This is a genomic window from Sphingobacterium sp. WOUb80, from assembly GCF_050058145.1.
Classification (GTDB): domain Bacteria; phylum Bacteroidota; class Bacteroidia; order Sphingobacteriales; family Sphingobacteriaceae; genus Sphingobacterium.
Window position 1 is genome coordinate 6,421,884 of the sequence record NZ_CP165617.1, and the last position, 19,119, is coordinate 6,441,002.

The following is a 19,119-nucleotide window of genomic DNA, read 5'->3' on the forward strand; positions in this document are numbered from 1 at the left end:
AACTTTATATCCCCGTTACGTTTTTGTTTCGGGGATATTTTTTGTTATAACTTCCTATCTTAAGAATAGGAAGCTGAAGTTATTCTGAAAGATCCGGATCATCGATCGACTTACGCGGTGTTTTTATCTATTTGATTAGAAAATCGCCATAGAAATCGGGAATATCACTGCTGTAGATAGCCTTGGCGACCTCTGTTATTGAGTAATCTACCTTAACGATTTGAGCTTCCATCCCCTCTTTGGAAAGTGTTATGATGGAATAGGTCGCTTTTCTATCTTTTTCCTTGCTGCGCCCGACAGATCCACAATTGACAAACAAAATATCTTCCGATTGCTGGACATAGGAATGATGGGTATGTCCCATCACGAGAATGTCTATTGTTCTTTTCTTTAATTGAGCGGATAAATCAGCCTTAGGGGATGATTGATGAATATATTCATCGTTACTTTGGAGACTGGCGTGTACGAGCAGTATTTTTCTTAAGCTCTTTCCTATTTTAAACGTCAGTTCAATATTATAGGGTAAAGTGGCCAACCATTTTTTATGAGGAGCTGAGATTTCCTTTTTACTGAGGTTGATCGCTATTTCACGATTTAAGGTCTCTTTCGCATCATGGTGTGGCAAAGGTATAATCGCTTCATCAAAAGCAATTCTTTGGTCGTGGTTTCCCAAGAGGCATAGTATGTTTTTTTCCTGTATGCGGGCTATCACCTCATTGCCCCAAGGGGCGAAATCAACGAGATCACCTAAACAGTAGATCTGTGTTATGTCTCTTTTACTGATATCTGCCAAAACCGCATCCAATGCAATTATGTTGGCATGAATATCACTTATTATGGCGAGTTGTATCTTCATTTTACCCTACAAACTTAACAATTCACTATGCGAATTAATCACGTTGTTTGTTGTTTTAATGAGAAAATGAGACTGCTATTATATTCAATGTTATAATCAACAAAACTCGGAGGGAACTATCGACATCATATTTTATATGGGCTCATGTTTTCTTGCTTCGACCTTATACACGAGCCCATTCAATTCATCTGTTATTTAAAGGTTCATTCCTCCGGATACTTCGATGCGTTGCCCATTGATCCATCTGGCTTCTTCTGTACATAGGAAAGCTACAACACCGCCGATATCGTCAGGTACCCCAGCACGTCCTAAAGCTGTTACACCGGCGATATGCGCATTCGTTTCTTTGTTATCCCGCACATGACCACCTCCAAAGTCTGTCTCTATCGCGCCTGGAGCAACTACATTTGCCCCAATGCCACGTGGGCCCAGTTCTTTGGCTAGATATCTTGTTAAGACCTCAATTGCTCCTTTCATAGAGCCGTAGGCAGATGACCCCGGAAATGCAAAGCGAGCCAGGCCTGAGGAAATATTAATAATGCGTCCTCCATTATTTAAGTGAGGAAGTGTTTTTTGTGTGAGAAAAAATACTCCTTTATAGTGAATGTTATAAGCTGTATCAAATTGTTCTTCGGTCGTTTCCAGAAAAGGAGCATATAATGCTGTTCCAGCATTATTGATTAGGAAATCCAAATTAGACTGCCCTGTCTGTTCTTTCAAATGATGGATAATTCGTTCTAGGAAACTATCAAAGGACGATACATTACCTGCATCCAATTGAAAGGCTGCAGCATGTTGTCCTAAAGACTTTATATGAGCAACAACCTGATCTGCTTCTTTTTGATTACTGTTGTAGGTGAGTATGACGTCAATCCCTTTTTTTGCGAGGCTAATTGCCATGTTTCTACCTAACCCGCGACTTCCTCCAGTCACCAACGCTATTTTATTTGTAGCCATTTTTGATTTGTTTTAAATTTAACATGACAAAGATCCATTGAAAAAATAAATCTTTCCTTGCGAAAAGCAAATGGATAATTGCGAAATTCAAATTATAACGTTTGGGAACGAAAATTGTTTGGTGAGAGACTGGTCTGTTTTTTGAAAAAATTGGAGAAATGTGCTATTTCTTCAAAACCAAGTGAATAGGCGATTTCGGATATATTCCAGTCGGTTTGCCGTAATAAAATCTTAGCTTCCTGTGTTACCCTTGCAGCGATAATGTGACTTGTCGTTTTACCTGTATTTTCTTTCAGGGTTTTATTCAAGTGATTGACATGGATGGCAAGCTGGTCAGCAAAATCATTTGCTGTACGCAGTTGTACCCGCTGTATTGGGGATTCAATTGGAAATTGTCTTTCTAGTAATTCTACAAATAGCGACGTAATTCTATTGGAAGCATTGTGTGCTGGGTTTGTGATACTTTTCGGTTGTAATTTTTGTCCATAGTGGATGATTTCCAATACATAATTGCGCAAAAGATCGTATTTAAACACATACTCAGAAGATAGTTCTTTATTCATTTTTAAGAAGATATCCTCAATTTCTATTCGTTGTTCTATAGATAGTTGAAAAATCGGAAGTCCTCCAGGTTGAAAGATGGGGAGATCGTCTATTACAACTCCACTTTTATTTCGAGTAAGGAATTCATCGGTGAAAACACAAAAATAACCTTTTTGATGCTCATCCTTCGGTATCCAGTGATAAGGGACTTTTGGGGTAGCAAATACAAGTGCGGATTCATCTATTTCGATTACTTTGTCAGCATACTCGGCTGTATTTTTTCCTGTGATTAGGCTGATTTTGTAATAAGTACGCTTGTTATAGGGCATGACCGGTTTATCTTTCAATTTTTTTGCTAGTTCCTCATAACTGAAAACATTAAAATGACCAATTTCTTTAGCTATTTGCTTTGGAATACTTGCATTGATCTCCTGATAGAACTGTTCGATGGAAGTTGTATTCATATAAATAACGATTTGCGATAATCAAACTTATGGAAAATATTTTGCATCCTGGAAATTTTCATTTTAATGTAAATTGTCAAATTATATTTTGCACAATATAATTTGTAGCTATACATTTGTACAATCAAAAACAAATTAAATATGAAAACGTTATATAATATCGGCGCTACGGCTAAAGGAGGACGAAATGGTCAAGTAAAAAGTGAAAATGGTGTATTGGATCTGGCGGTCCGCATGCCGAAAGGTCTTGGTGGGGCAAATGACGATTATGCTAATCCAGAGATGCTTTTTGCTGCGGGATATGCAGCTTGTTTTGATAGCGCACTGAATTTAGTCATTAGAACGGAGAAGGTGAAAACTGGAGAGACTTCAGTGACGGCAAGAGTGAGCATAGGTCAGCTAGAGAATGGCGGATTTGGGCTTGCTGCAGAATTGCATGCAAATATCCCTGGGGTAAGCTTGGAATTAGCGCAGCAATTGATCGAGAAAGCACATCAAGTTTGTCCTTACTCAAATGCCACAAGAGGGAATATGGAAGTCAAACTGACTGTATCAACAAACGAATAATATATGAATTATGTTGCCAACGTGCTTACGGCACTTGTACTTTTAGAACATCTATACATCGTATGGATGGAAATGTTTGCTTGGGAAACTGCTGGAAAACGTAGTTTTGGAAAAGCCCTTTCCGCTGAGCTATTTAAACCAACAAAGGGGCTTGCCGCAAATCAAGGGCTTTATAATGGCTTTTTGGCCGCAGGTTTAGCTTGGTCTTTTTTTATTAACGATCCAGTCTGGAGTGATAGCGTTCGTTTGTTCTTTCTAGGCTGCGTGCTTGTTGCCGGTATTTTTGGCGGAATTACTGCAAGTAAAAAAATATTTTTTGTACAAGGGGTTCCAGCATTGCTGGCATTATTATCTGTTATTTTCTTAAAATAAATTTATTATCAATATGTCATTAATAGAAGATTTAAAATGGCGTCATGCTGTGAAAGCATATGATCCAACAAAAAAAGTTAGTCAGGAAAATATAGATAAAATCGTTGAGGCAGCGCGCTTTGCACCCACTTCTTCAGGCTTGCAACCATTTAAAATATTGGTTGTAGAAAACCAAAAATTAAAAGAAGAATTGGCAAAAGGAGCGCTAAATCCTGAATGTATGCGGGAATGTTCGCATGTGTTGATTTTTGCTGCATGGGATCGTTATACAGAGGAACGTATTGATAAAGTTTATGATTTCACCACAGATGAACGCGATTTACCTCGGGGACGTTTTGGATCCTATACTGAGAAGTTGAAATCGATTTATCTGAACGAGGCTGCTGAACGAAACTTTGCACATACCGCGAGACAAACTTATATTGCTTTAGGTCTGGCCTTGGCTCAGGCCGCAGAGCTTCGCGTCGATTCTACTCCTGCTGAGGGCTTCGATAACCGTGTGGTAGATGAGGTATTACAATTGGAAAAACATGGATTGAAAAGTGTTTCGTTGATGTATGTCGGTGTGGCAGATGCTTCCCGTGACTGGATTTCCACAATGAAGAAAGTTCGAGTTCCCAAGGAAGAATTTGTTGTAGCGTATAAATAAACAGTATACAGCTTTTCAATCCCTAATAAACTCAATATATTTGCGAGATGGATGATTTATTAAAATTAGACAAACAGCTCTGTTTTTCTGTGTATGTATTGCACCGGGAAATTATGCAACGCTATCGTGCTATTCTTGAAGAGATTGATTTAACCTATCCGCAGTATATCACGATGATGGCTTTATGGGAAAACGATGAGCAAACGGTAAATCAACTTGGTGGGAAACTATATTTGGATAATGGAACACTTACACCGCTGTTGAAGCGCTTGGAGAGCAAATCTTTGCTTACGAGGACACGGAGTAAAGAAGATGAAAGAGTTGTAAAAATAAAGTTAACTGAACAGGGAGTAGCATTGAAAGAAAAGGCGAGCTGTATCCCGATGCAGATTTTTGATGCATTAAAGCTGGATTATGCTGATATGGTTCAGCTTAAGGCTTTGGCAGAGAAGGTAGTCAAAAATGCTGGAGAAAGTTAGCTGTTTGTAGTATGTGAAAATAAAAGAAAGGATCGAATGCAGTTGAATTGTGTTCGATCTTTTTTTTTGATAGTTCGCCTCTAGATGCTCATTTCACATTAGCATGTTTCGGATTTTTTTGCAACACTGTAATGCGGAGATTCGCTGAATGGAAAATATCATTCAAAAAATAAAGAATCTGGATTGGTCGGCGATTACAGAAGCAATGCATACCCAGGGTTATGTGATCATTCCAAAGTTACTCACAGATTCGCAATGTGACTTATTAAAAAAAGGGTATGGCGATTCAGGGGGCTATCGCAAAACTGTGATTATGGCGAGACATCGATTTGGATTAGGAGAGTACAAGTATTTTGATTATCCTTTGCCCGACTTGATCCAAACCATTCGATCGGAATTTTATCCTTATTTGGCAATTATTGCGAATGCCTGGTTTCGGGCATTGGCAATAGAACTATCGTTTTCTCCAAAACATGAAGATTTTTTGGCACATTGTCGGCGCCACGGTCAAGAGCAGGCGACGGTATTGATTTTGAAATATACAGAAGGGGGCTTCAATACGTTGCATCAGGACTTATATGGAGAAGTATATTTTCCGATGCAGGTTGTTCTGATGTTGGATGAACCCGAATTCGATTTCACCGGCGGAGAGTTTGTATTAACGCAACAAATTCCAAGAGCACAATCAAAAGCAATTGTTCTAAAACCTAAAAAGGGAGAGCTCGTTCTTTTTGCGACAAATTTTAGACCGGAGAAGGGGCGTATGGGATATTTCAGGGTTAATATGAAGCATGGAGTGAGTGAGGTCACATTAGGGGAGCGACATGCTTTGGGTATAATTTTTCATGACGCTGAGAAATAGATAAAACAATGGAATGGCACAAAAATATAACAGATGCTTTATTGCATGCTAAGATTCGCAATGGAGAAATTTGCTTTGGCGGAAATGAAAAGTTGAGAATTTATGGATTGCTTCATTGCACATCAGGCAAGCGGATGAAGCGGAACAACAGAGTCTTTTTTACTTCGGAACAAGATGCGTTAAAACATCACTACCGTCCTTGTGGGCATTGCTTGAAAGCCGATTATGTGAAATGGAAAGTAGCAAATAGAGGATCAGATATCTTGTAAATCATCTTCATTTGATTTTATAGAGAATCTAAGTAAATCGAATTCAATAAAAGGGGCTTATCGCAATTTCGTTGTACTTTGTTGATTTTTGTTTTTATCTTGGTCAAGGTTAATTTTCGGATTAAAAGAAAAATGCGTTTACTTTCGACTGTTGTTTATTTTATTTTGTCTGTTCTGCTATTGAGCAGCTGTGAAGAGCGGAGGCAAGATACAGAGGATTTGACTTATGTTGCTCAGAGTAAGCGTGATAGTGCCCGGTTGGACCTTAATCTTTTCGAGAGCCGTTTTCACGGAAAATTGTGGTTCTATAGACCTGGAGGTGAGGTTGATTCTGGCGATATTCGGGGCAATATCCAAAAAGATACGCTAATTGGGGATTATTATTATACGCCATTCGGCTGGGGGCAGAAAAAAAGGAGACCCTTAGTTTTATTAAAAAAAGGGACTCAATATATTTTGGGTACAGGTACGGAGCAAGTGTATATGGGGATTCCCCATTTTATACCGTCTACCATCAATTTCCGGGATCCGAAGTTTATTTTTGTGGAGATTGATCGTTAAAGACAAGTCTATTGCTCCGATTTACATGATATTTTTCAATCTAATATATTGTAATAGCATAATAGTCTTTCCATCTTTTATTTCACCTGTATCAATCATCTGTAAAGCGTCCTGGATATTGATTTCAAGAATTTCAATATGCTCTTCCTCTTCTTCTAATCCTCCGCCATCGCTCACTTTCATATTGTTGGTATATTCTGCGATAAAAAAATGTAGGATTTCAGTCACCGACCCTGGAGACATGTAGGCTTCAAATATTTTTTTTGCTTCCTTGATTTGGTAACCCGTTTCTTCTTCTGTCTCTCTACGGATACAGTCCTGTGGTGAATCCTGATCTAACAAACCGGCACAAGCTTCTATTAGCATGCCGGATTCATTACCGTTTATGTAAGTGGGGATCCGAAATTGCCTAGTTAATATTACTGTCTGGGATGTTGTGTTATAGAGCAGGATGGCGGCTCCATTACCGCGGTCATAGGCTTCCCGGCTTTGTTGCTGTATTGTTCCGTCTGGTTTGGTATATTGATAAGTTAATTTTTTTAATGTGTACCAATTATCTGATAGAATTTCTGTTTTTACAATTTCAATATTTTTTATTGCCATTTTGTGGATATTTAAGGTCAAAAGATAAAAATAAGTATTGCGATCCAGACTATACATGAAAAAGTGAAAGAAGCCTTTATATACGTTGCTATTTTCCATGGCGCTATCCAGTGAAGACGAAGAGGAATGAAAAATAGAATAAACCCCGTGGGCAAGCAGAGTAGGGCTATCCAGATAAAGTAATTCATCGGCATTCGATCAAAATAAGTCAAAGTGATGATAAAAGCGATAATGAGGGCCAAATAGAAACACCAGTTTGAAATTATTTTTTCTTTCTCCGGACGTTCTTTACCGGAACCTCGTCCAAGAATGAAAAAAATGCCTTCAACTACGATGTCAATTAGGTCGGAAATCATATTAATAGCGCTATATATTTTGGCGATTAAAAACGTAAAAGTAGTGCATTGTACAGAAATAGGCAAGATCATTAAGGGTGATTCCACCTGAAAACTAATAAGTTCGAAACTGCTTTGGACTCATACCAACGTATTGTTTGAAGAAATTCGAGAAATAGGGAGAATCAATAAAACCAAGTTTGAAGGCAATTTCTTTAATAGACAGATCGGTTGATTTTAATAACCTTTTTGCTTCTAGAATTGTACGTTGCTGGATGAGTTGGCTTGGAGATACGCTGAGTTTTTGACGGCAGATCTTAGCGAGATGCGGTGGAGATATATTAAGTTTTTTTGCATAAAATGATACAGACTTCTCTGCTAAAAAATGAATGTCGATAAGCTCCTGAAATTTTAAAAGGCGCGGATTGGATTCATTGTTCTGTTTATCCTGATACATTTTTTTAACCTCTTTGCTTACTAAAGAAGCAATGACGGCAGTTCGTGAATAGATGATGTCGGCTGCGCAACTATGGTCTTCAAGTTCTTGTCTAATTGCGTTAAATTCATAATAAAACAGTGCAAATGTTTCATTGGAGAGTGAGATAACTGGATTACGTTGATAATAGGCAAATGAATAACGAAAATTGGGGGAAAACTTCTCAAATTGCTCTTTGTCGACCATCAATTGGAATCCAGTTGTATTCGCACCTAATTTCCAGCTATGGACTTGTTTTGGAAATAGGATATGAATTTGGTGACGATCAATAGTGTAGTCTTGGAAATCAATTGTATGGATACCCTCTGCATTTTCAAAAAGTACCAGTAGAAAAAAGTGGTGCTGATGAGGACGCTCTATATGATGTTCGCCACGCAATTCAGCATATAGGTATCCTTGATTACCCGCTAGCTGGTCTTTTCTGAATTCTTGAATATCTATGGTCGGAAATAATCCCATTCAAATGCTTTTAAAACTAAATATAGGTGTTTTATTTTAAACCATCTTCCAGCACCTGTTTGCTGATGGTGAACTCCCTAAAGCCAAAAGCGCCTGATTTATATCCAATTACTGCTCCAAATTCAATGTTTTTTGAAGTAGAGGTCTTCGGAAATACAGAAGAACGGTATACATTGGATGAAGCTAAAGGTTTTTCAAAGACGCGAAAATGTAAGCCGTCTTTTGAATAGGCCAAATAATTCATGTCTGAGGTAAATCGATCTACATTCCCAATAGCCAGACATAAGAAATAATAGCCGTCAATGTAAGATCCCTGCAAGTGCCAGGTTGAATATCCCTTGTTAAATTCAAGCCAGGGTTTATTGATAAATTCAACTTTTTTACTATTTCGATAAGGTGTGAAATCTAGTCCATTTGTAGAGCTACGGGATAAAATATTAGTCATTATGGGAGCCTTGTATGTTGGGCTAAAATCCACTTCATAGCTCGTTACATGTGTAGAATTTCTAACAAAGGTAGGAGAGAGGATATGATTGTCCTGGAATGAAGCTGGCTCATTACTATTATATACAAGTTCGAGAGGTGTCCAGTTAATCCCATTTTTCGATGTTTGTCTTACAACGACCCGTTCAGCTTCTTCGTTTAATTTTCTACTGTTGTTCTCGCTTTTGGCGCCCCATTTTTTCAAAATTTTGCTTGAGAAAAAACAACCTCTGTAGTATAATTCGAATTCTTGGCCATTGAAATTCCAGTCAACATCAGACCAGTAACCCTGATTGGGGTTACCATCTTTTTGGATGAACGAATCCTCCAATGCTGGACGTCGTTGAATAGGGTTTATTAGTCCCGCCGGAGTAATCCATTCTTTTCCATCGTTAGACACCACTACAGTTGGGTTTTCATACAGGGAAGCTGTTCTGTCGGAGCCTATTATTCCAAAATAAGGGGTAAATACCATCCAATATTTGTATCCATTGAAACCGGCAGGAAAATATTCTACATCAGGATGGCAATAACTTGCACTATTGCCCGAAATGTCTCGTATCAAAGCAGGCAGTTCTTCACCTGGCTGATTTGCATTGGCAATCGTATTGATTTTTATAGAACCAAGGTCATTGGTAAAACCTGCTGGAATAGGTAATTTATCCTTTTCGATGACTTCTGGATCTGGAGGTACAACGCCCGGATGTATGTCTCTTTTACAACCGACAAACAATAATATTCCCAAAAAGAAATAGGTAATTCTTTGAAATGACATATGGAATCAATAAAAATAAAATGCGAATGGTAATTCGTTATGGTCTTACTTTTTCTGTTAATCTTAGCTAATGACAGCAAAAATGATCTATTTTTTTTATTTCTCAAAATCGATTTGAAAAAATATGTTAATTGCTATAAATCTTTGTTTTTGCGGAGTATAAGTGTCTTTATGACTTGTATTTTCGGGCTATTTATTTGTTGTTAAACTGCCTGTCGGACAGTTTGCCGATGGACTATAAATGGGAACTCATAAGCTATCTAGATGAGCTTCTGCTTTGCAAAATTATTGTTTCATGAAAGCTTTGTGTGCGGTCTTATTTTGTGTGTTTTATTGGTGAAATAAGCTGGTCCTGTTAAAGTATTTGGAAAGAGGTTCGAATGAATTTGCGTGCCAAAGATAATCTTAAGATTTAATCGTTAATTTTAAGTTATTGAATTCATGTGAATGTTCAATAAAATAAGCATGTTAACAGTTGTTGGGAATGGAAGATGGTCTACATTATGCATTGGTTAAACCTGATAAAGCACTCACAGATTTTGTGGACAGCTTTTGGTATCTACACAACGAATCAGGGAAGATAAAAGAAACTGTTGGTTTACCAGACGGGCGTGTCGATTTGTTTCTTTTTAAGTCGTCGGTTGATGATTTCCGGGTTATTCTACTTGGCCTAGGGACATTGCCTCATGAAGAAGCTTCTATTCCTATTGATGGCCAGATATTTTGTATTAGTCTTAAATTACTTGCTGTAGAGTACCTTTTAAAGGATGAAATCGCCGATATTATCAATACAGGGAAATTTCTATCAAAGGATTTTTGGGGTTTCTGCGAGCAGGATTTAGTGGACTTTGATCAGTTTGTAGTTAAATCTGAAAGAAAAATCAAATCACTTCTTCCAGTTGCGGTTGATGAACGTAAGCGAAGATTATTTGAGCTTATCTACGAGAGTAATGGAACGGTTTCCATCGCAGAACTTTCCGAAAGGGTTTTTTGGAGCAGCAGACAGATCAATCGTTATTTTAATCAACGCTTTGGACTTTCCTTAAAGTCATATTGTAGCATTCTACGTTTTAGATCCTCATTGGATCATATTGCTCAAGGGAAGCTTTTCCCCGAGGAACATTTTTTTGATCAGACTCATTTTATTAAAGAGGTCAAAAAATTTTCGGGGGTAGTTCCCAAAGAACTGTTAAAAAATAAAAACGACCGATTTATACTATTATCCTCCTTAACATCATCATAATTTTGTTTTATAAGTTTTAAGACAAAAAAAAGATGTTAATACAAAATAAGAAAATAGCTATAGTTGGAGGTGGCATTGGAGGATTGACTTTGGCTCGTTTGCTGCAGATACATGGTGCCGATGTTTCTATTTACGAGCGGGATCTAAATCAAAACGTTCGTGTTCAGGGCTCAACTTTGGATCTCCATGAAGGAACTGGACTTGAGGCAATGAAACGCGCTGGACTTTTAGAAGAATTCTATCAATATTATCGCCCCAATGCCAGTAAGCTGCGTATCGTTGACAAGCAACTTGTCGTAAAATTTGATGATCACGATGAACATGCATCAGTTACCGAAAATCGACCGGAAATAGATCGGGCTCCGTTGCGCGCTATCCTGTTAAATTCCCTGAAAGAGGAGACTGTCGTTTGGGATAGTCAATTTGTTGCGATGGAAAAATCTGGAGAGGGCTGGCTGTTGCATTTTAAGCATACACCGGATGCTTATGCAGATCTTGTTATTGCGGCGGATGGTGCTAATTCACGGGTCCGTCCTTATCTAAGCGATATAAAACCTGTATATTCTGGAATAACATTGATTGAAGGGAATATCTATGAGGCTCAAAAAAATGTGCCGAATCTTTTCGAATTGACGAAGGGAGGGAAGATTATGGCTTTTGGCGAAGAACAGTTTATCGGATACGGTACCAAGGAGGATGGTTCGATCATGTTTGTTGCAAGTACAAAAATGCTAGAAAATCAACTTAGCGAATCTATTCGTGATTTTCAGGATAGAAAACAGGTCTTAAATTGGTTCAGGAAGTACTTTTCAGGTTGGGGCTTGGGTTGGGAGGAATTTTTTACCAATGATAGTGTTCAATTTATACCCCGGCCACAGTATTATTTTCCGCTCGACCAAAACTGGGAAACACAAGCTAGTCTTACAATGATAGGAGATGCGGCCCATCGTATGCCGCCATTTGCCGGTGAGGGTGCCAATGTAGCGATGCAAGATGCATTTGAGCTAGCTGAATGCCTAACAAATGGAAAACATAAAACGTTACTGGAGGCCATATCTTATTTTGAAAAAGATATGATAAAACGTGGTGCTGAAGCAACAAAAGATACATTGGAAAACAGTGATCGGATGCATTCGACAACAGCTTTATCAGAGATGTTGAATTTCTTTAGCCAACCGGCAGAAAGTTAGCTGTTTATAAAGATGTTGCGTTAAATATGATAAAGATACAGTTTTGCTGAGGTTATAATTACTTTTTCTGAAATCTAACAAGTAATAATCTGCCAAATATAAAATAGAGCAGAAGAACTAACATTGTCCCGAGTACAAATCCGTTGGCAAACAGTTTCGCTATCCCATATTGGTAAATAAACAAGCAAATTGCAATGGCAAACTGAAATAGCGCATAGCAAATATTTCCAGTAGCTGTGTAGCCAAAAAGACCTAAAAAGCGAACTTTTGCTAGACCAAAGATAAAGTGTGGGATTGCGTTCGCTAACAATACTGCGACAAAGAAATCGAGGTAATTCATAGTTTTATTGTTTTTTCATGATGCATAAAGAATGTAACAGAAGGTATTTCAAATGCAAAACAAACCTCATCCTGTACAATATCGTACAGGATTTTACTTTTAAAAGATTTTATTTTCAAAGGTCTTATTTCTTTGGTGTTAAATTCCAGTGCAATATCTGCCATCCGAAAATATCCATTTCCCAGTGACGTCAAAGCATGATCCTGAATGATTATTTTATTCAATAGTTGACTGACACTACTCGATATATTTCGGAATTTATCTGGAATATCCCAGTGTTCACAGGGATGGCAGACTACCTCCAAATCAGGGGAATTACTGCTTCCGGGGATAATTTTTGTTTGAGTTTGACGGCCGATGTATTCATGCTCGAAAATTAGAGGATGATGTGTATACATCATACCGCTGAATATGCGGCTGCCTATGCCATAAACTTGGCTGCTCATCGTATTTGACAAAAATAGAACTGTTGGTTCGTTAAATTGCCTTTCGGCCTGCGTAATATAGAGCCGCCAGTTGCACTGTAAAGGAGACCGATAGAAGGACTTGAAATGGTATAACCTTGCGGGGCCGAAATGACCGTGACGATAAGTCAGGACAGAAAATAAAGCACAGCCATCAATAATATCAAGCTCAATTTCAGGTGGAACGAATTGCTGAATTTTACTAACGGGAATTAACCAGTTTAAGTAAACAGCATGACTAATTTCACTTTTCAGTTTTATCATTGAAAAGGGCTTGTTAAGCGCAAATTTTGTTTTCCGTAAGAGTGAACTATTCAAAAAGCTTTCAATACATAAGGTAAACATATTTCTCTTAGCCGCACGAAACTCTTTTTCTGTTAAAGACATGATGATAAAAGCTTAAAAGGGGATTTAATGAGTCTGTAGTCTAATTTACGCTTTACTGGATAACCCGTACCTCTTCTTTATTGCAGCAAGTACTTTTTTATAGTATTTAGTTTTATCGGCTTCATCAATAACAACTATCTCAACATCATTTGCCTGAAGCAGTTGCATCTTATCCTTGGAAAGTTCATGCCATTTTTTAGTTGTGTAATAAAATAATTGATTTACAATAAAGGTACTTCGTTTGTAATATTTATTTCTTGCACGATAAGTAAGGAGCCACCAAAGGTCTATCTCTACAAAATCAAGCGAAAGACCAAGTATGTGGATATCCTGCGTGAAAAATAGATCAATCCATGATTGGAGTTTGGTGTCCTTTTGCTGGCTTAATCTTTTCATCAATGGGGCTCTATAAACAGTTTCCGAACTGTAATTTGTTCCGTTAACGACATAGTCTCTCATTTTTTGCAGTTGACCGCAGTAATGTTCATAGCCAAGGTTAATGGACGATGGGTTTAGACAGTCTCCATGTATGTGCCAATAGGTTTTGTTGTCGCTTTCGTGTCTGCGAAATACACTATAGGTCGTTTCACGGATTAGACCAGTATTTGTCGTCGCCGTTTTCCCTTCCAAACTAAATTCATAATTTGTGGTAATGACATTCTGGATCGGAACATCCCGAATTAATTGGTGTATTTCATTTTGGTTGATCTGTGAAACACAATCCGATATATAACTTTTGAGTTCTCTCTCATTGATATGTTTGTCTTTAATTGCATTAAGAAATATTTCCTCATATAGCATAGGGAAAGGCTTTTGTCCATTTTCTAATGAACTGACGTTATATTTCGCTTTGATATTGAGGAGTAAATCGCTCCAGCTAATTCCTGGTGAAATATTATTTATGTCGTTTCCAACGAATAAAGTGAACTTGGTCATTGTACTATAAATCAAGAGTCCCGACTAAAAAGTTTCCCGGTGATGTTAAACAATCACGTATTTAGTTGTAGGGGTAATAATTTGTTGAATTTGGATCTGCCCTACACTAATTTAATAAAAAATCTTGAAGGACTTAGGCCGATTAATTTTGGTAGGGATTTTTAGCTGGCGCAGACTTTAGCGTATTGCTTCTTTTAGGAAAATGAATCGTAAAGGCTGTTCCTTCATTTAGCGTACTTTCCACGGTGATGGTTGCATTAAGCCGCTCCAGAATTCTTTTGACAATGGATAATCCAACTCCCGAACCATCAAATTCAACAGCATTGGGCAGGCGATGGAAAATTTCAAAAATCCGTTCTGTTTCTTCTGCCGAAATTCCAATGCCATTGTCGTAGATCTTGTAGACGATAGCATGACCACAGTCTTCACTATCCAGTCCTATAATTGGGATCCCTTTGTTGCTGCTATATTTTATTGCGTTACCTAGAAGGTTTAAAAACAATTGATAAATCAATGTTTTTTCGCCATCGATAGGCAGGATTCTGCCTTTTTGAAATTCCAGTTTATCGATATGATATCTGACTTTACAATCATCAATAATATGTTGGATGAAGCGCTCCGGATACACCGGCTCATATTCAAAATCATAACTCTTTGTACGGGCAAAATCAACGGTTTTATCAAGCATATTATTCATCAACAAAATTGCTTCCATCATATTTTTACCTGCTTTTGTCAGGAACTCCTGACTTAATCCAGCTCGGTCCCGGATCATTTGCGCGGTCATCTGTAAAGCCGCTAGCGGATTTTTCAGATCATGGCTCAATGTATAGCTAAAAGTTTCAAGTACATTGTTGATTTCCACTAATTTTTCATTTAACGCCTGAATTTCCGTGATTTTCTTTAAACAGGCTTCCTGTATAATAAAACTTAGGTTTTTAAGAAAATCAATCTCCCATTCTTTCCATTTTGGCGCAGTCCCGCTAATAGTCTTCTTCCATGCTTCGAATGACGTGCGCGGAGATGGAAAATTTGCCGATTTGTTAGGATCATAAATAAGCTGTTTCTCAGGTTGTCCTGCCCAAACTTCCTCAATTTTCACTTCTTCTCTAAAAAAGTAAATCTTAAAATCCAGTTTATGCTCCAGATCTATACTTGCGATGCCTGGAAAATGAAACCACTGTTCTTTGTCATTCTGAGGCCATTTAAAATCAGATTGCCAAAATAATTCGTCTTTGCAGCGGTTGGCCAGATTATTTTCCAGCTGTTGAATATAGTCTTTGTTGGGCGTTTTGCCTATCATATGCCATTTTCCGCGGTATTTGAATGCCATTCCATCCGCTTTCAGGATGTCTATTAAACTAGAAGTAAGATTTCCGATGACCTGATGGAGATCTTGCTTTGAGAATAGACTTTGTCTGATCTCAAATTCTATACTTTTTGTCTTCAGCTTGAAGTTGTTTTCTGCAATTTGTTTGTTGGCCAAAAAGCTGTTTACTGCATATTGGACAATAAATACGGAGAGATGTCTTTGTGCTAAATCTATCGTTTTGGGCATTCTATTTTGGCAGGCGACTAAGCCCCACAACTGACCGTTAATGACAATAGAGAAACTTCCACTTGCACGAACTTGTGCATTACGAAGATATTGAAGATGGATTGGAGACATGGCTCGTATCCCGGTCATGGAAAGATCTAGTTTCTCTGGATTGATACCAAGTACAGGGATTGGCTTAGCATCCACGTCAGGAGTGACCCTAGCAAAAATTTTTGTATAAAGCAGGCGGGCTTGTTGAGGAATATCGAATTCGGGATAATGGTATCCCAAAAGAGGTTCTAACCCTTCAGACACGTGCTCGGCAATAACTTTGCCGTCTCCACTTTTTGAAAATTTATAGATCATCACACGATCGTATCCCGTTACGGTATAGATATTTTCTGCCAGCGCTTTCCAGATGTCTTTATTGTTGTTGATATGTTGGGCGTAGTGGTAAATATTTTTGAATTGATGGGATTGCGATTGGTGCTTTTCTATTTCAATAAAAATTTTATCGTCAAATGGATAAATACTAAGGTAATGAGTTCCATCCTGCAGCTGAATATCGGCTACATATCGATGTTTGAAAATCTCCATGTTGTCCCGTAGTATCTGGTCTAGATCGATAGGATGAGATAGCTTAAGGCTGTTGATGAAGGTTGATAGGAGCAATCCTTTGTGTATGCTGTGTTCTGGTAAGCTGATCTCTTGCCAGTTTTGACTCCAGCAAATACAGCGATGAAATTTATCAAATACGATCAGGAAACCAAAGTCTTGTACGTGACCACAGAGATGGATAGCTTCTTGATCGCAATTTAAAAAGTGGGGGTCGTCCATAAAGACTAACTTACAAAAAAAAGTTGTATTATGACCATATTCTGTATCGAAACACATACGACAGATCCCAGATAGAGAGCAAGCCTTTTGGATCCAGTAAAGGGATATATAATGAAATTTCTTAAATTTATCTAGTTAAAAACACATGTACTATGACAAGATATTTTGTATTCTTTTTGATGTTGTTTTTCCTGTCCTTTGCAAATGCTCAGCATCTTCAACCTGGATTTGATATTGCTGAATATCAAGAAATGCTGCGAATTAATGCTGGTATCTATAAAACAGTCGACAGTACAAGTGGAGCTGTTTCAAAACCGATGCATGCGACATTTCAGTATAGGAGTCCGGAAATGGGATTAAATAATTTGTATGAATTATGGAATACAGATGGAGGGGCTGCAGTTTTTTGTATTCGAGGATCGGTTGACAATAATTTGAGCTGGCTTGCTAATTTGTACGCAGCAATGGTTCCAGCTTCAGGGAAATTAGATATTGATACTGATTTTGTTTTTAACTACAAGCTTTCGAACGATTCGAATGCAGCAGTTCATGTCGGGTATCTAATCAGTACAGCCTTTATTTCCAGAGATATGTTGTCAAAAATAGACTCACTTTATCAGTCAGGAACGAAAGATATTCTAATTGTTGGACATAGTCAAGGGGGAGGAATCGGATATTTACTGACCGCATATTTTTATCAGTTGCAAGATGCAGGTAGATTGCCGAGAGATATTAGATTCAAGACTTATTGTTCTGCAGCTCCCAAACCAGGTAATCTTTATTTTGCTTACGAATATGAAAACAGAAGCTTTGGGTGGGCATACCAAGTTGTAAATCCAATGGATTGGGTCCCTCAGGTACCATTTACAGTTCAAAAGCATCTAGATCTTCCTGGCAGAAATCCAACTGTACCGATTGCATCGACTATTAAAAAACAGGGGTTAAAAAAGCGAATTGCATTCAAAATGTTGAAAAATCCATCTGAGAAAGCCGTGGTAAATTATCAAAAAATTCTTGGGAAGGAAGTTTCAAAGATGGTTAGGAAGTACCTGCCTAATTTTAAAGAACCAAAATACTTTCCAAGCAATGATTATGTGCGAACCGGTACGCAGATCATTCTGTCTTTAGATGAGGAGTATTTCAAGTTGTTTAATGAAAGGAGTGATGACGGTATGATGTTGCATCATTCGATCGAACCCTATTATTATCTGGCAATGAGGTTAAAGCTCCCGTCTCCTTGACAAGATCATTTCTATTCTTGAAGGCTGTCGAATGCATTTCTCTACGCGACAAAAAAGGCTAGGCGAACCAACTTCCTAGCCTTCACGGTATAACTCATCCTATGCTATAACACACAAATAACAAAGGTGGGGAGAAAATGTTTTATTTGGGGTTAAAATGCAAAATCTTCTATTCGTTGTTTTGCTTTGGAAAAGACGTCGTCCTTTGCTTCCGCTAGGTTAACACCTTCAACTCTAAAAACCTCAATATCTGTAATACCCAAAAATCCTAAAACATGTCGAAGATATTGCTCCGTATGATCGAAATCTTTCATGAAGCCTTCTGAATAGATCCCGCCGGTAGAAATCGCCAGGTAGGCCTTTTTGTTCGTTACGAGTCCTTTTACACCGTTCTCTCCGTATTTAAATGTCACCCCTGCTCTGGCTATCTGATCGATCCATGCTTTTATTGTGGAGGGTATAGTGAAATTGTACATAGGCACATCGATCACCAGGGTATCTGCTTCCATAAGTTCGGCAATAGCCTCATCTGAAGGACGTATTGTTTCAAGTTGATCTTTAGTTCTTTCGTCCGCCGGAGTAAAGAAAGCTGTAACATGCTTGTCAGATAAGTGAGGAAGTGGTGTAGACGCAAGGTTCCGCTCTTTTACTTCAACGGGATGTTTGGCTCTTATTTGTTCAATAATAGAATTTCCTAATTTATTACTGAAGGATGCTTGGCCTCTTAAGCTTGAGATGATATGTAATATTTTCATTTTTTATTTTATTTTTCTTGTGACAAATTTCCAGATAAATACTATAGTTTTGTTATCTGTTACAAAAAGGATAGTACTTACAAAAAGAATAGTATATGGAACATACTGCAGAACGTTGTGCTAAAGCAAATTTGGCTATTCGGGATACTTTAGATGTCGTTGGTGGTAAATGGAAACTCGTACTGCTTTCGGTCTTGAGAAATGGAAAGCGCGGTTTTAATGAGCTTTCACGTGAGGCGAGCATTTCCCCGAGAATCTTGTCGAAGGAACTTCAGGAATTGGAAATGAATGGACTTGTGAAACGTATGGTCTGCGATACCAAACCTGTAACGGTACAATATGAGCTGACCGAATACAGTAAGACGCTAGAGCAGGTTCTGATTGAGATGGAGCAATGGGGGCAGCAACATCGTCGCAAAATAATAGCTGGCCTTTAACTAGTTTATAATCACCGAAAAG

Annotated in this window: 21 protein-coding genes; 11 read left to right on the forward strand and 10 right to left on the reverse strand. The window is 38.1% G+C overall.

Going from position 1 to position 19,119, the window contains the following annotated elements:
- Window positions 1-127: 127 nt before the first annotated feature.
- The 3 genes from AB1Z56_RS26455 to AB1Z56_RS26465 all read right to left on the reverse strand — a co-directional run bounded on the left by AB1Z56_RS26455 (window position 128) and on the right by AB1Z56_RS26465 (window position 2,820).
- On the reverse strand, window positions 128-856 hold the full coding sequence (locus AB1Z56_RS26455) for a metallophosphoesterase family protein (RefSeq protein WP_309366661.1): 729 nt from the start codon (window positions 854-856) through the stop codon (window positions 128-130).
- A gap of 195 nt (window positions 857-1,051) precedes the next feature.
- Window positions 1,052-1,813: an SDR family NAD(P)-dependent oxidoreductase gene (locus AB1Z56_RS26460; protein ID WP_426790566.1), complete on the reverse strand. Its 762-nt coding sequence runs from the start codon at window positions 1,811-1,813 to the stop codon at window positions 1,052-1,054.
- Between the two features lie 92 nt (window positions 1,814-1,905).
- Window positions 1,906-2,820, reverse strand: a complete 915-nt coding sequence (locus tag AB1Z56_RS26465) for a helix-turn-helix domain-containing protein (protein WP_426790567.1) — start codon at window positions 2,818-2,820, stop codon at window positions 1,906-1,908.
- Window positions 2,821-2,961: 141 nt separating this feature from the next.
- Between AB1Z56_RS26465 and AB1Z56_RS26470 the strand changes: the two genes are divergently transcribed.
- From AB1Z56_RS26470 to AB1Z56_RS26500, 7 genes are all read left to right on the forward strand, one after another.
- Complete coding sequence (locus AB1Z56_RS26470; protein ID WP_309366668.1) at window positions 2,962-3,387, forward strand: organic hydroperoxide resistance protein; 426 nt, start codon at window positions 2,962-2,964, stop codon at window positions 3,385-3,387.
- A 3-nt stretch (window positions 3,388-3,390) separates the two neighbouring features.
- Window positions 3,391-3,759 carry a DUF1304 domain-containing protein gene (locus tag AB1Z56_RS26475; RefSeq protein WP_426790568.1) on the forward strand — a complete coding sequence of 123 codons (369 nt, stop codon included), beginning with the start codon at window positions 3,391-3,393 and terminating at the stop codon, window positions 3,757-3,759.
- A gap of 13 nt (window positions 3,760-3,772) precedes the next feature.
- Window positions 3,773-4,408: a nitroreductase family protein gene (locus AB1Z56_RS26480; RefSeq protein ID WP_309366673.1), complete on the forward strand. Its 636-nt coding sequence runs from the start codon at window positions 3,773-3,775 to the stop codon at window positions 4,406-4,408.
- 47 nt (window positions 4,409-4,455) lie between these two features.
- Window positions 4,456-4,887 (forward strand): MarR family winged helix-turn-helix transcriptional regulator, encoded by a 432-nt coding sequence (locus tag AB1Z56_RS26485; protein ID WP_309366675.1) that lies wholly within the window; start codon window positions 4,456-4,458, stop codon window positions 4,885-4,887.
- A 148-nt stretch (window positions 4,888-5,035) separates the two neighbouring features.
- On the forward strand, window positions 5,036-5,749 hold the full coding sequence (locus tag AB1Z56_RS26490; RefSeq protein ID WP_426790569.1) for a 2OG-Fe(II) oxygenase: 714 nt from the start codon (window positions 5,036-5,038) through the stop codon (window positions 5,747-5,749).
- An 8-nt stretch (window positions 5,750-5,757) separates the two neighbouring features.
- Window positions 5,758-6,018, forward strand: coding sequence for an Ada metal-binding domain-containing protein (locus AB1Z56_RS26495; protein WP_309366679.1), 261 nt, complete (start codon window positions 5,758-5,760; stop codon window positions 6,016-6,018).
- Window positions 6,019-6,150: 132 nt separating this feature from the next.
- Window positions 6,151-6,579 (forward strand): hypothetical protein, encoded by a 429-nt coding sequence (locus AB1Z56_RS26500; RefSeq protein WP_426790570.1) that lies wholly within the window; start codon window positions 6,151-6,153, stop codon window positions 6,577-6,579.
- Between the two features lie 21 nt (window positions 6,580-6,600).
- Here the strand turns inward: AB1Z56_RS26500 and nudK are convergent, their stop codons facing one another.
- The 3 genes from nudK to AB1Z56_RS26515 all read right to left on the reverse strand — a co-directional run bounded on the left by nudK (window position 6,601) and on the right by AB1Z56_RS26515 (window position 9,730).
- Window positions 6,601-7,182, reverse strand: a complete 582-nt coding sequence (gene nudK / locus AB1Z56_RS26505; protein WP_426790571.1) for a GDP-mannose pyrophosphatase NudK — start codon at window positions 7,180-7,182, stop codon at window positions 6,601-6,603.
- Window positions 7,183-7,632: 450 nt separating this feature from the next.
- A complete protein-coding gene (locus AB1Z56_RS26510) occupies window positions 7,633-8,472 on the reverse strand; it encodes a helix-turn-helix domain-containing protein (RefSeq protein ID WP_426790572.1) in 840 nt (279 codons plus the stop codon).
- Between the two features lie 31 nt (window positions 8,473-8,503).
- Complete coding sequence (locus AB1Z56_RS26515) at window positions 8,504-9,730, reverse strand: hypothetical protein (RefSeq protein WP_309366688.1); 1,227 nt, start codon at window positions 9,728-9,730, stop codon at window positions 8,504-8,506.
- A gap of 484 nt (window positions 9,731-10,214) precedes the next feature.
- Here AB1Z56_RS26515 and AB1Z56_RS26520 point away from each other — a divergent pair, with 484 nt between their 5' ends.
- Together AB1Z56_RS26520 and AB1Z56_RS26525 are read left to right on the forward strand one after the other, a co-directional pair.
- A complete protein-coding gene (locus tag AB1Z56_RS26520) occupies window positions 10,215-10,973 on the forward strand; it encodes a helix-turn-helix domain-containing protein (protein WP_426790573.1) in 759 nt (252 codons plus the stop codon).
- A gap of 32 nt (window positions 10,974-11,005) precedes the next feature.
- On the forward strand, window positions 11,006-12,163 hold the full coding sequence (locus AB1Z56_RS26525) for an FAD-dependent oxidoreductase (RefSeq protein WP_426790574.1): 1,158 nt from the start codon (window positions 11,006-11,008) through the stop codon (window positions 12,161-12,163).
- Between the two features lie 336 nt (window positions 12,164-12,499).
- Here AB1Z56_RS26525 and AB1Z56_RS26530 read toward each other — a convergent pair whose 3' ends face one another.
- The 3 genes from AB1Z56_RS26530 to AB1Z56_RS26540 form a co-directional block, all read right to left on the reverse strand.
- On the reverse strand, window positions 12,500-13,231 hold the full coding sequence (locus tag AB1Z56_RS26530) for a DUF2071 domain-containing protein (RefSeq protein WP_426790575.1): 732 nt from the start codon (window positions 13,229-13,231) through the stop codon (window positions 12,500-12,502).
- 168 nt (window positions 13,232-13,399) lie between these two features.
- Entirely contained in the window at window positions 13,400-14,290 is an 891-nt protein-coding gene (locus AB1Z56_RS26535) for an SIR2 family protein (protein WP_309366697.1), read from the reverse strand.
- Window positions 14,291-14,432: 142 nt separating this feature from the next.
- A complete protein-coding gene (locus tag AB1Z56_RS26540) occupies window positions 14,433-16,664 on the reverse strand; it encodes an ATP-binding protein (protein ID WP_426790576.1) in 2,232 nt (743 codons plus the stop codon).
- A 152-nt stretch (window positions 16,665-16,816) separates the two neighbouring features.
- Between AB1Z56_RS26540 and AB1Z56_RS26545 the strand changes: the two genes are divergently transcribed.
- Window positions 16,817-17,905, forward strand: coding sequence for a lipase family protein (locus AB1Z56_RS26545; RefSeq protein WP_426790577.1), 1,089 nt, complete (start codon window positions 16,817-16,819; stop codon window positions 17,903-17,905).
- Window positions 17,906-18,057: 152 nt separating this feature from the next.
- Here the strand turns inward: AB1Z56_RS26545 and AB1Z56_RS26550 are convergent, their stop codons facing one another.
- The gene (locus AB1Z56_RS26550; protein WP_309366703.1) at window positions 18,058-18,660 is read right to left on the reverse strand and encodes an FMN-dependent NADH-azoreductase; all 603 of its coding nucleotides are present in this window, start codon (window positions 18,658-18,660) and stop codon (window positions 18,058-18,060) included.
- 95 nt (window positions 18,661-18,755) lie between these two features.
- On the opposite strand from AB1Z56_RS26550, the gene AB1Z56_RS26555 reads away from it, so the two are divergent.
- Window positions 18,756-19,097, forward strand: coding sequence for a winged helix-turn-helix transcriptional regulator (locus AB1Z56_RS26555; RefSeq protein WP_293904640.1), 342 nt, complete (start codon window positions 18,756-18,758; stop codon window positions 19,095-19,097).
- The last annotated feature ends 22 nt before the right edge of the window (window positions 19,098-19,119 follow it).

Bases quoted from the DNA above. Each gene is read 5' to 3' on its own strand.
- AB1Z56_RS26455 (WP_309366661.1), bottom strand. From the start codon at position 856: ATGAAGATACAACTCGCCATAATAAGTGATATTCATGCCAACATAATT.
- AB1Z56_RS26460 (WP_426790566.1), bottom strand. From the start codon at position 1,813: ATGGCTACAAATAAAATAGCGTTGGTGACTGGAGGAAGTCGCGGGTTA.
- AB1Z56_RS26465 (WP_426790567.1), bottom strand. From the start codon at position 2,820: ATGAATACAACTTCCATCGAACAGTTCTATCAGGAGATCAATGCAAGT.
- AB1Z56_RS26470 (WP_309366668.1), top strand. From the start codon at position 2,962: ATGAAAACGTTATATAATATCGGCGCTACGGCTAAAGGAGGACGAAAT.
- AB1Z56_RS26475 (WP_426790568.1), top strand. From the start codon at position 3,391: ATGAATTATGTTGCCAACGTGCTTACGGCACTTGTACTTTTAGAACAT.
- AB1Z56_RS26480 (WP_309366673.1), top strand. From the start codon at position 3,773: ATGTCATTAATAGAAGATTTAAAATGGCGTCATGCTGTGAAAGCATAT.
- AB1Z56_RS26485 (WP_309366675.1), top strand. From the start codon at position 4,456: ATGGATGATTTATTAAAATTAGACAAACAGCTCTGTTTTTCTGTGTAT.
- AB1Z56_RS26490 (WP_426790569.1), top strand. From the start codon at position 5,036: ATGGAAAATATCATTCAAAAAATAAAGAATCTGGATTGGTCGGCGATT.
- AB1Z56_RS26495 (WP_309366679.1), top strand. From the start codon at position 5,758: ATGGAATGGCACAAAAATATAACAGATGCTTTATTGCATGCTAAGATT.
- AB1Z56_RS26500 (WP_426790570.1), top strand. From the start codon at position 6,151: ATGCGTTTACTTTCGACTGTTGTTTATTTTATTTTGTCTGTTCTGCTA.
- nudK (WP_426790571.1), bottom strand. From the start codon at position 7,182: ATGGCAATAAAAAATATTGAAATTGTAAAAACAGAAATTCTATCAGAT.
- AB1Z56_RS26510 (WP_426790572.1), bottom strand. From the start codon at position 8,472: ATGGGATTATTTCCGACCATAGATATTCAAGAATTCAGAAAAGACCAG.
- AB1Z56_RS26515 (WP_309366688.1), bottom strand. From the start codon at position 9,730: ATGTCATTTCAAAGAATTACCTATTTCTTTTTGGGAATATTATTGTTT.
- AB1Z56_RS26520 (WP_426790573.1), top strand. From the start codon at position 10,215: ATGGAAGATGGTCTACATTATGCATTGGTTAAACCTGATAAAGCACTC.
- AB1Z56_RS26525 (WP_426790574.1), top strand. From the start codon at position 11,006: ATGTTAATACAAAATAAGAAAATAGCTATAGTTGGAGGTGGCATTGGA.
- AB1Z56_RS26530 (WP_426790575.1), bottom strand. From the start codon at position 13,231: ATGATAAAACTGAAAAGTGAAATTAGTCATGCTGTTTACTTAAACTGG.
- AB1Z56_RS26535 (WP_309366697.1), bottom strand. From the start codon at position 14,290: ATGACCAAGTTCACTTTATTCGTTGGAAACGACATAAATAATATTTCA.
- AB1Z56_RS26540 (WP_426790576.1), bottom strand. From the start codon at position 16,664: ATGGACGACCCCCACTTTTTAAATTGCGATCAAGAAGCTATCCATCTC.
- AB1Z56_RS26545 (WP_426790577.1), top strand. From the start codon at position 16,817: ATGACAAGATATTTTGTATTCTTTTTGATGTTGTTTTTCCTGTCCTTT.
- AB1Z56_RS26550 (WP_309366703.1), bottom strand. From the start codon at position 18,660: ATGAAAATATTACATATCATCTCAAGCTTAAGAGGCCAAGCATCCTTC.
- AB1Z56_RS26555 (WP_293904640.1), top strand. From the start codon at position 18,756: ATGGAACATACTGCAGAACGTTGTGCTAAAGCAAATTTGGCTATTCGG.